The following is a 9,669-nucleotide window of genomic DNA, read 5'->3' on the forward strand; positions in this document are numbered from 1 at the left end:
GCCAGGCCTCAGCATTTTATTATGGTGATCCCCTGGGCGAAATGCGCCTGGTAAGCAGAGTTTTTGAAATGTAAGGCCTTTGAATAAGACAAAAGGCTGCCTCATCGCTAACTTTGCAACAGTGCCATTTTAAGCGTTATGCTAAGCCCAGGAAGCCGCAGGATCTTTTGAACCACAACTGCATTAACGTCCGCTATTCTGATACGAGTGGATTGTACGCCTGGGAATTCGAGAAAGATGCTCAGAAATTCAGTCTGAAAGTCAAAGGGCAATATATTGCGAACAGCACGATTCATCAGCTCGATGCAGCATTAGACGGGCTGGGGATTGCCTATATTCCCGAGTATGTTGCAGATGGATATATCAAAAGCGGCAAGCTGATTGCTGTTCTGACCGAGTGGTGTCCATATTTTGACGGCTACCATATTTATTATCCTCACCGCCGACAGGATTCTCCTGCGTTTATGGCTTTTCTGCAAGTTTTGCGTGACAGGTACAATAATGGAATAAGATAAATTTATGAGTAAAGGATTATGTCCACGATAAGCACCTGGGTCGATTCCTGGGAGGCGGCCATGAGGGTAGGGAAGCGCCGTCCCGTCAAGTCAGCGTAATGCTCTGCCAGTGTTACAACCAATTAACCAATTCTGATTAGAAAAACTCATCGAGCATCAAATGAAACTGCAATTTATTCATATCAGGATTATCAATACCATATTTTTGAAAAAGCCGTTTCTGTAATGAAGGAGAAAACTCACCGAGGCAGTTCCATAGGATGGCAAGATCCTGGTATCGGTCTGCGATTCCGACTCGTCCAACATCAATACAACCTATTAATTTCCCCTCGTCAAAAATAAGGTTATCAAGTGAGAAATCACCATGAGTGACGACTGAATCCGGTGAGAATGGCAAAAGCTTATGCATTTCTTTCCAGACTTGTTCAACAGGCCAGCCATTACGCTCGTCATCAAAATCACTCGCATCAACCAAACCGTTATTCATTCGTGATTGCGCCTGAGCGAGACGAAATGCGCGATCGCTGTTAAAAGGACAATTACAAACAGGAATCGAATGCAACCGGCGCAGGAACGCTGCCAGCGCATCAACAATATTTTCACCTGAATCAGGATATTCTTCTAATACCTGGAATGCTGTTTTCCCGGGGATCGCAGTGGTGAGTAACCATGCATCATCAGGAGTACGGATAAAATGCTTGATGGTCGGAAGAGGCATAAATGCCGTCAGCCAGTTTAGTCTGACCATCTCATCTGTAACATCATTGGCAACGCTACCTTTGCCATGTTTCAGAAACAACTCTGGCGCATCGGGCTTCCCATACAATCGATAGATTGTCGCACCTGATTGCCCGACATTATCGCGAGCCCATCTATACCCATATAAATCAGCATCCAGGTTGGAATTTAATCGCGGCCTCGAGCAAGACGTTTCCCGTTGAATATGGCTCATAACACCCCTTGTATTACTGTTTATGTAAGCAGACAGTTTTATTGTTCATGATGATATATTTTTATCGGCACTGTTGCAAATAGTCGGTGGTGATAAACTTATCATCCCCTTTTGCTGATGGAGCTGCACATGAACCCATTCAAAGGCCGGCATTTTCAGCGTGACATCATTCTGTGGGCCGTACGCTGGTACTGCAAATACGGCATCAGTTACCGTGAGCTGCAGGAGATGCTGGCTGAACGCGGAGTGAATGTCGATCACTCCACGATTTACCGCTGGGTTCAGCGTTATGCGCCTGAAATGGAAAAACGGCTGCGCTGGTACTGGCGTAACCCTTCCGATCTTCGCCCGTGGCACATGGATGAAACCTACGTGAAGGTCAATGGCCGCTGGGCGTATCTGTACCGGGCCGTCGACAGCCGGGGCCGCACTGTCGATTTTTATCTCTCCTCCCGTCGTAACAGCAAAGCTGCATACCGGTTTCTGGGTAAAATCCTCAACAACGTGAAGAAGTGGCAGATCCCGCGATTCATCAACACGGATAAAGCGCCCGCCTATGGTCGCGCGCTTGCTCTGCTCAAACGCGAAGGCCGGTGCCCGTCTGACGTTGAACACCGACAGATTAAGTACCGGAACAACGTGATTGAATGCGATCATGGCAAACTGAAACGGATAATCGGCGCCACGCTGGGATTTAAATCCATGAAGACGGCTTACGCCACCATCAAAGGTATTGAGGTGATGCGTGCACTACGCAAAGGCCAGGCCTCAGCATTTTATTATGGTGATCCCCTGGGCGAAATGCGCCTGGTAAGCAGAGTTTTTGAAATGTAAGGCCTTTGAATAAGACAAAAGGCTGCCTCATCGCTAACTTTGCAACAGTGCCAGTTTTATTACGAACGTGTTTTGGGTGGACAACGGAAAACATATTTCATCGAAAGACCAAAAAAAGAAAAAACACTTCCTGTTGTGATGAGTGAAGAAGAAACCATTCGGGTACTACGCGCTATTGAAAACGTGAAACACAAGGCTATTCTGATGACTATTTATTCGGCAGGTTTGCGCATTTCTGAATGTATAAACCTGAAAATAAAAGACATTGACTCCAAGCGCATGCAAATTCGTATAGAACAGTCAAAAGGAAAAAGAGATCGTTATACCATTTTATCTGAGAAAACATTAATTATTTTAAGAACATACTTTATGGAATATAAACCAAAAGATTATTTATTTGAAGGTCAAAAAGGTGGCGCATACTCAAGCCGAAGTATTCAAAACATTTTTAAAGCAGCTGTTTTAAAAGCAAAGATTCAAAAGGAAGTTACTGTACATACCTTACGACATAGCTTTGCAACGCATTTGCTTGAGAATGGTACGAGTTTACGTTATATTCAATCGTTGTTAGGTCATTCAAGCAGTAAAACAACTGAGGTTTATACACATATTACCACCAAGGGAATGGAACAATTAAAAAGTCCGATGGATTTGTTAGATATATAGAAAGGATTTGTATATTTGAGCAAAACTTAACAAAAAGCACTATGAATATAAATCCTTTTGAGAGAGTAGAAACGAACGGTAAACGGTTGAAAACGGATTTGTCACTGATAATGAAAGGTTTAGCAAAATAAGATATAGTGGATATATACGCCATTTGGCGTATAGCCACTTGTTATGTGCCATTTTTGAATGACAATGCGAATAGATACGGACAAACAAATGAATTTACTTAGTGATAAGAACGTTGCAATAATTGGTGGTGGACCCGTTGGACTGACTATGGCAAAATTATTACAGCAAAACGGCATAGACGTTTCAGTTTACGAAAGAGACAACGACCGAGAGGCAAGAATTTTTGGTGGAACCCTTGACCTACACAAAGGTTCAGGTCAGGAAGCAATGAAAAAAGCGGGATTGTTACAAACTTATTATGACTTAGCCTTACCAATGGGTGTAAATATTGCTGATGAAAAAGGCAATATTTTATCCACAAAAAATGTAAAGCCCGAAAATCGATTTGACAATCCTGAAATAAACAGAAATGACTTAAGGGCTATCTTGTTGAATAGTTTAGAAAACGACACGGTTATTTGGGATAGAAAACTTGTTATGCTTGAACCTGGTAAGAAGAAGTGGACACTAACTTTTGAGAATAAACCGAGTGAAACAGCAGATTTGGTTATTCTTGCCAATGGTGGAATGTCGAAAATAAGGAGCTTTGTTACCGACACGCAAGTTGAAGAAACCGGTACTTTCAACATCCAAGCTGATATTCTTCAACCGGAAATAAACTGTCCCGGATTTTTTCAGCTATGCAACGGCAACCGATTAATGGCGGGACATCAGGGCATTTTATTGTTTGCCAATCCCAATAATAATGGTGCATTGTATTTAGGAATTAGTTTTAAAACGCCCGATGAATGGAAAAATAAAATTCCCTTAGATTTTCAGGACAGAAACAGCGTTGCCGATTTTTTATTGAAAAGATTTTCCAAATGGAGTGAAGTTTACAAACAATTAATACGTTCGGTATCAACATTTCAATGCTTGCCCACAAGGAAATTTCCTTTGAACAATGATTGGAAAAGTAACCGTCCATTACCCATAACAATGATTGGCGATGCTGCTCATTTGATGTCGCCTTTTGCAGGACAGGGTGTAAATACGGGATTATTGGATGCTTTGATATTGTCTGAAAACCTTACAAACGGAGAATTTACAAGTATTGAAAATGCCATCGAAAACTACGAACAACAAATGTTTGTTTATGCAAAAGATACGCAGGACGAATCGACAGAAAACGAAACCGAAATGTTTAGTCCCAATTTTTCGTTTCAAAAATTATTGAATCTATAAACAGTAAGAAAAAACGGCTACTAACAAGCAGTTTTGCAATAGTGGGGCAGAAGTGCAAAATTGAACTTGTGTGCTTCTATCAACTTTTGTACATTAGCTGCCAGTTTAAGATGGGTGCATTTGAGTATGCCCAAAGGAGCCCGCAAGTATGCGCAGGACGAAGCCAGTAGCCGCGCCGATGGTGGCGCGGGTCTATCTGCGCGTCAGCACCGACGCGCAGGACTTGGAACGCCAAGAGGCGATCACTACGGCCGCGAAGGCCGCCGGCTACTACGTCGCCGGCATCTACCGTGAGAAGGCATCCGGCGCACGCGCCGACCGGCCTGAGCTGCTGCGCATGATCGGCGACCTACAGCCCGGCGAGGTGGTCATTGCCGAGAAGATCGACCGCATCAGCCGCCTACCTTTGCCCGAGGCCGAGCGCCTGGTGGCCTCGATACAGGCCAAAGGCGCACGCCTGGCCGTCCCTGGCGTGGTCGATCTATCCGACCTGGCGGCCGAGGCCCAGGGCGTCGCCAAGATCGTGCTGGAAGCCGTGCAGATCATGCTTTTTCGCCTGGCCTTGCAGATGGCCCGCGACGACTACGAGGACAGGCGCGAACGCCAGCGCCAAGGCATTGAGTTGGCCCGCCAGGCCGGGCGGTACAAGGGCCGCCGTGCTGATCCGAAGCGCCGCGCCCAAGTTGTCGCGCTGCGCAAGTCCGGCTACAGCATCAACAAGACCGCCGAGCTGGCCGGGTACAGTGCGGCCCAGGTGAAACGGATATGGGCCGAGGTCAGCCAGGCCGAAGCGAAGCAGCACGGCGCGTTCGTGGAGGACGCATTGACGGAAGCCGATGCCCTGGCCGCTGTCGGCCAGGATGAGCGCCAGGAGGAAAGGGCATGAAGAAGCCGAACCAAGACGACGAGCCGTTTTTCATCACCGAGGAGATTGCGGCCGAAATGATCGCCGGCGGCTATGAGTTCGAGCTGCCGCCCATTCCTTGCACCATCCGCCTACGCGACGTGCTGGAGCGCATGACCGATGCTGAGCTAGCATTGCAGCCGGGCGAGATCGCCGACCAGGAGCGTGAACGCTGCCGGCGCAAGCCGTGTTCAACCTCATGATCTGGTCATGGTATTTTTCATGGCACTGAGCCTGATAGTTCTTGCAAATTGTTGTCACTAAAGGGTTTTGTGTGCTTGTTTACAATCGAGTGGGAGTGACGGGCACTGGCTGGCAATGTCTAGCAACGGCAGGCATTTCGGCTGAGGGTAAAAGAACTTTCCGCTAAGCGATAGACTGTATGTAAACACAGTATTGCAAGGACGCGGAACATGCCTCATGTGGCGGCCAGGACGGCCAGCCGGGATCGGGATACTGGTCGTTACCAGAGCCACCGACCCGAGCAAACCCTTCTCTATCAGATCGTTGACGAGTATTACCCGGCATTCGCTGCGCTTATGGCAGAGCAGGGAAAGGAATTGCCGGGCTATGTGCAACGGGAATTTGAAGAATTTCTCCAATGCGGGCGGCTGGAGCATGGCTTTCTACGGGTTCGCTGCGAGTCTTGCCACGCCGAGCACCTGGTCGCTTTCAGCTGTAAGCGTCGCGGTTTCTGCCCGAGCTGTGGGGCGCGGCGGATGGCCGAAAGTGCCGCCTTGCTGGTTGATGAAGTACTGCCTGAACAACCCATGCGTCAGTGGGTGTTGAGCTTCCCGTTTCAGCTGCGTTTCCTGTTTGCCAGCCGGCCCGAGATCATGGGGTGGGTGCTGGGCATCGTTTACCGCGTCATTGCCACGCACCTGGTCAAGAAAGCGGGCCATACCCACCAAGTGGCCAAGACGGGCGCGGTCACCCTGATCCAGCGTTTTGGATCGGCGCTCAATCTGAATGTTCACTTCCACATGCTGTTTCTCGACGGTGTGTATGTCGAGCAATCCCACGGCTCAGCGCGTTTCCGCTGGGTCAAGGCGCCGACCAGCCCAGAGCTCACCCAGCTGACGCACACCATCGCCCACCGGGTGGGTCGCTATCTGGAACGGCAAGGCCTGCTGGAACGGGATGTCGAAAACAGCTATCTGGCCTCGGATGCGGTGGATGACGACCCGATGACACCCCTGCTGGGGCACTCGATCACTTACCGTATCGCTGTCGGTTCACAGGCGGGGCGAAAGGTGTTCACTTTGCAAACTCTGCCGACCAGTGGTGATCCGTTCGGTGACGGGATTGGCAAGGTAGCCGGGTCCAGCCTGCACGCCGGCGTGGCGGCCAGGGCCGATGAACGCAAGAAGCTCGAACGGCTGTGCCGGTACATCAGCCGCCCGGCGGTATCCGAGAAGCGGCTGTCGTTAACACGAGGCGGCAACGTGCGCTACCAGCTCAAGACGCCGTACCGGGACGGCACCACGCACGTCATTTTCGAACCATTGGATTTCATTGCAAGGCTGGCCGCCCTGGTACCGAAGCCCAGAGTCAACCTAACCCGCTTCCACGGGGTGTTCGCACCCAACAGTCGGCACCGGGCGTTGGTCACGCCGGCAAAACGGGGCAGGGGCAACAAGGTCAGGGTGGCTGATGAACCGGCAACACCAGCACAACGGCGAGCGTCGATGACATGGGCGCAACGGCTCAAGCGTGTTTTCAATATCGACATCGAGACCTGCAGCGGCTGCGGCGGCGCCATGAAAGTCATCGCCTGCATTGAAGACCCTATAGTGATCAAGCAGATCCTTGATCACCTGAAGCACAAAGCCGAAACCAGCGGGACCAGGGCGTTACCCGAAAGCCGGGCGCCACCGGCTGAGCTGCTCCTGGGTCTGTTTGACTGACGAGCCTGAAGGCCAACGATACCAATCAAAATGCTGCGTTCACAGCGCCGCGGCAGGGATCCGCCGTGCTGGTTGTCGGAAAAGGAGCCGCTAGTGGGAAAGAGGAGGGTAAATTTTCAGCGTTGCTGGCTCCCCGTCAGCCGGATTGGGTTGCATCGCAGGGGTGTCGAAAGAGTCAACTGCGGTCCAAAGCTGTTGGACTTGGGTGAAAAGGGCGTTTATTCTTCCTATACGTGAACCGCATCCTACGGAATGAGTAACCCTTGCCCTATTGTGAGTAGAACGTCGTATAATTCAAACGAAAGCAGTTAATAGGTATGAAATATCACAGCACAAAAGAGCGACAGGACATGTTTAGATGATGTTATTATAAAATAATAACATCATGGATGAATAAAAAATAATTTTCTATCTTTACAACTATGTTATACTTCTATGATAAGGCTATGATGGCAAAGCCTTGGTTTTCCTAATCAAATAGTCGCCGAGATGGCTTCAATGCGACAGTAGGTCTACTGTCTCACAATTAATTCATGTATCAGATTTTTGTTCCCTGATGGGAAGTGTTATCCATACGAAAAGAATATGGGTAAAGTGTTACACCTGTATATGACATTCAGAATGTCCTGTCGGGGGAACTGGTACCAATTTAATAAAAGAAAACAGTATAGAAATGACAATCGAAGATATGCAAACATTAGCCCTAGAGCATGGGCTGAGAATTTCGGAAGAGATGAGCGTCAATGAGATGGGCATCGACTTTAGAGTTGCCTTTGTAAAGGAAGTAAACGGTGAGAACTGGGTACTCCGTATACCTCGAAGAAGCGATATGCTTGAACAAATCGAAAATGAAAGTAGAATATTGGATTTAGCCAAAAGAAACCTGTCGATCAATGTCCCTGATTGGAAAATTGTATCGGAGCGCCTAATAGCCTACCCTTTACTGGAGGATGCGCCTGCTCTGACATTCGATGCGATAACACATGAGGTTTCTTGGAACATAGATCGCGATAGCATAGCTTATGTGGAGTCTCTGGCAAAATCATTGGCCGAATTACATCGTATTACAGCTGACGATGTGAGAAAGAGCAACTTGAAAATAATGACTCCAAGTGAATTGAGGACCGAAATAGCTGACCGTATCCACTTGGTGAAATCTGAGATAGGTATCAGCGAGCCGTTGGAAAACAGATACCGTAGATGGTTGGACAATGACCCTTTGTGGCCTGAATTCACTTGTTTCATCCATGGCGATCTCTATGCAGGGCATGTCTTAACCTCGAAGGAAGGTAAGACCTCTGGTATCATAGATTGGTCTACTGCGCATATGGGTGATCCTGCACTGGACTTTTCTGGTCACGTATCGGTTTTTGGAGAGGATAGCCTGAAGAGTTTGATAACGGAGTATGCTAAACAAGGCGGAACGATATGGGATAGGCTCTACGAACAATCTATAGAGAGGGCTGCTGCAGCTCCATTAGCATATGGCGCTTTTGCGGTAGAGTGCAACGACGATAATCATATCAATGCCGCCAGAGCAGCCTTAGGTATTGTTCAATAAAATGATGTGAGGATACTTTTTTAAATGCTAAAATAGGAGTTCGATTGGTGCCACTTAAGAGTATCATTGATTTCTATTTTAGCCAGTATCCTCCACTTTTAGGAGCTCCTCGAAACTCGATTTTATGATCATCTCTTAAGATTTTGAGCCACCGCTCTACTATCTTGACAGGAACTAATAGCTCGTTTACTAAAAATGGTGCACGCTTTCCTGGATTAGTTCTTATCTGATTAAATAGTAGATTTACTCCCTCACTTACTCCCTCATTAGATTCGAAAAGTAGCTTTGATGAGACAATAACTCGAAAACCGTGCTGGAAATTTTCAAAGACAGGGGGACGCAGACCATAGGATGCGAAGCCTTCTTGGATTCGTTTGATGCCTGACCCATATTTTTCAATAAAATGCGCTTCTTTGAACGTGGCAGATATCCTTTTATTGCGCGCCCATGGCGAGTAATCTTCACGAAGAAGCTGATCAATCGTTAAGTTATCAGCTAAACCACCTGGATTGAAAAACTCTATGGAATTGTAATACACCCTGATTATGGAATCGGCAAATTAATTTGGACTTGGGTGAAAAGGGCGTTTATTCTTCCTATTACGTTGTCGGCAGCGGGCCAAAAAGGAATACGTCCATGCCCATCGAGGTGAAACCGGCTGTGAGCGCGGGTTCAAGCATATAGCCCGACAGGCGCGTATCCTTGCCGATCACGACACGATGGCGGTGGTCACCGCGACGAAAGACACGGCCAGCCGCCATGCCGACGCGCAAGGCGGTTTCCGCCGTCATCGCGCCTTCGTTGGCTTTGCCACGAATACCGTCTGTGCCGAAATATTTGCGCACCATAAGGTCGATTATCCTGTCGTCGGGTCGCCCTCAAAGGGGACATGCCTGCTGAACCGCGAATATAGAGAAATATCCCGAATGTGCAGTTAACGAATTCTTGCGGTTTCTTTCAGCGCCGCCAATACC

At 48.1% G+C, this 9,669-nt stretch carries 11 protein-coding genes; 8 read left to right on the top strand and 3 right to left on the bottom strand.

Features of this window, described 5'->3' with window-relative positions; all coding sequences use genetic code 11:
* Nucleotides 1–113 precede the first annotated feature (113 nt).
* Complete coding sequence (locus FTU06_RS16180; RefSeq protein WP_001183556.1) at nt 114–515, top strand: LysR substrate-binding domain-containing protein; 402 nt, start codon at nt 114–116, stop codon at nt 513–515.
* A 136-nt stretch (nt 516–651) separates the two neighbouring features.
* Here the strand turns inward: FTU06_RS16180 and FTU06_RS16185 are convergent, their stop codons facing one another.
* Nucleotides 652–1,467, bottom strand: a complete 816-nt coding sequence (locus FTU06_RS16185; protein ID WP_000018323.1) for an APH(3')-I family aminoglycoside O-phosphotransferase — start codon at nt 1,465–1,467, stop codon at nt 652–654.
* 129 nt (nt 1,468–1,596) lie between these two features.
* Here FTU06_RS16185 and FTU06_RS16190 point away from each other — a divergent pair, with 129 nt between their 5' ends.
* The 7 genes from FTU06_RS16190 (at nt 1,597) to mph (ending at nt 8,695) form a co-directional block, all read left to right on the top strand.
* The gene (locus tag FTU06_RS16190; protein WP_163451784.1) at nt 1,597–2,301 is read left to right on the top strand and encodes an IS6-like element IS26 family transposase; all 705 of its coding nucleotides are present in this window, start codon (nt 1,597–1,599) and stop codon (nt 2,299–2,301) included.
* Nucleotides 2,302–2,373: 72 nt separating this feature from the next.
* The gene (locus tag FTU06_RS16195; RefSeq protein ID WP_205779272.1) at nt 2,374–2,967 is read left to right on the top strand and encodes a tyrosine-type recombinase/integrase; all 594 of its coding nucleotides are present in this window, start codon (nt 2,374–2,376) and stop codon (nt 2,965–2,967) included.
* A gap of 189 nt (nt 2,968–3,156) precedes the next feature.
* Nucleotides 3,157–4,323: a tetracycline-inactivating monooxygenase Tet(X3) gene (locus FTU06_RS16200; RefSeq protein ID WP_024160783.1), complete on the top strand. Its 1,167-nt coding sequence runs from the start codon at nt 3,157–3,159 to the stop codon at nt 4,321–4,323.
* A 148-nt stretch (nt 4,324–4,471) separates the two neighbouring features.
* The gene (locus tag FTU06_RS16205) at nt 4,472–5,209 is read left to right on the top strand and encodes a recombinase family protein (protein ID WP_001366550.1); all 738 of its coding nucleotides are present in this window, start codon (nt 4,472–4,474) and stop codon (nt 5,207–5,209) included.
* Nucleotides 5,206–5,430 carry a hypothetical protein gene (locus FTU06_RS16210; RefSeq protein ID WP_000743213.1) on the top strand — a complete coding sequence of 75 codons (225 nt, stop codon included), beginning with the start codon at nt 5,206–5,208 and terminating at the stop codon, nt 5,428–5,430. Before FTU06_RS16205 ends, FTU06_RS16210 begins: the two co-directional genes overlap by 4 nt.
* Nucleotides 5,431–5,640: 210 nt before the next feature.
* Nucleotides 5,641–7,134: an IS91-like element ISVsa3 family transposase gene (locus FTU06_RS16215; protein WP_001120888.1), complete on the top strand. Its 1,494-nt coding sequence runs from the start codon at nt 5,641–5,643 to the stop codon at nt 7,132–7,134.
* Nucleotides 7,135–7,807: 673 nt separating this feature from the next.
* Nucleotides 7,808–8,695: an Mph(E)/Mph(G) family macrolide 2'-phosphotransferase gene (gene mph / locus FTU06_RS16225; protein WP_071830579.1), complete on the top strand. Its 888-nt coding sequence runs from the start codon at nt 7,808–7,810 to the stop codon at nt 8,693–8,695.
* 73 nt (nt 8,696–8,768) lie between these two features.
* Here mph and FTU06_RS16230 read toward each other — a convergent pair whose 3' ends face one another.
* Both FTU06_RS16230 and FTU06_RS16235 read right to left on the bottom strand, forming a co-directional pair.
* Entirely contained in the window at nt 8,769–9,233 is a 465-nt protein-coding gene (locus FTU06_RS16230; protein WP_071830580.1) for an ATP-binding protein, read from the bottom strand.
* Nucleotides 9,234–9,294: 61 nt separating this feature from the next.
* Nucleotides 9,295–9,543 (bottom strand): phosphoglucosamine mutase, encoded by a 249-nt coding sequence (locus FTU06_RS16235; RefSeq protein WP_071830581.1) that lies wholly within the window; start codon nt 9,541–9,543, stop codon nt 9,295–9,297.
* Between the last annotated feature and the right edge of the window lie 126 nt (nt 9,544–9,669).

The sequence above is a fragment of the Acinetobacter sp. YH12052 genome (assembly GCF_013419835.1).
GTDB lineage: Bacteria > Pseudomonadota > Gammaproteobacteria > Pseudomonadales > Moraxellaceae > Acinetobacter > Acinetobacter amyesii.

Bases quoted from the DNA above. Each gene is read 5' to 3' on its own strand.
- FTU06_RS16185 (WP_000018323.1), bottom strand. From the start codon at position 1,467: ATGAGCCATATTCAACGGGAAACGTCTTGCTCGAGGCCGCGATTAAAT.
- FTU06_RS16210 (WP_000743213.1), top strand. From the start codon at position 5,206: ATGAAGAAGCCGAACCAAGACGACGAGCCGTTTTTCATCACCGAGGAG.
- FTU06_RS16200 (WP_024160783.1), top strand. From the start codon at position 3,157: ATGACAATGCGAATAGATACGGACAAACAAATGAATTTACTTAGTGAT.
- FTU06_RS16190 (WP_163451784.1), top strand. From the start codon at position 1,597: ATGAACCCATTCAAAGGCCGGCATTTTCAGCGTGACATCATTCTGTGG.
- mph (WP_071830579.1), top strand. From the start codon at position 7,808: ATGACAATCGAAGATATGCAAACATTAGCCCTAGAGCATGGGCTGAGA.
- FTU06_RS16205 (WP_001366550.1), top strand. From the start codon at position 4,472: ATGCGCAGGACGAAGCCAGTAGCCGCGCCGATGGTGGCGCGGGTCTAT.
- FTU06_RS16235 (WP_071830581.1), bottom strand. From the start codon at position 9,543: ATGGTGCGCAAATATTTCGGCACAGACGGTATTCGTGGCAAAGCCAAC.
- FTU06_RS16215 (WP_001120888.1), top strand. From the start codon at position 5,641: ATGCCTCATGTGGCGGCCAGGACGGCCAGCCGGGATCGGGATACTGGT.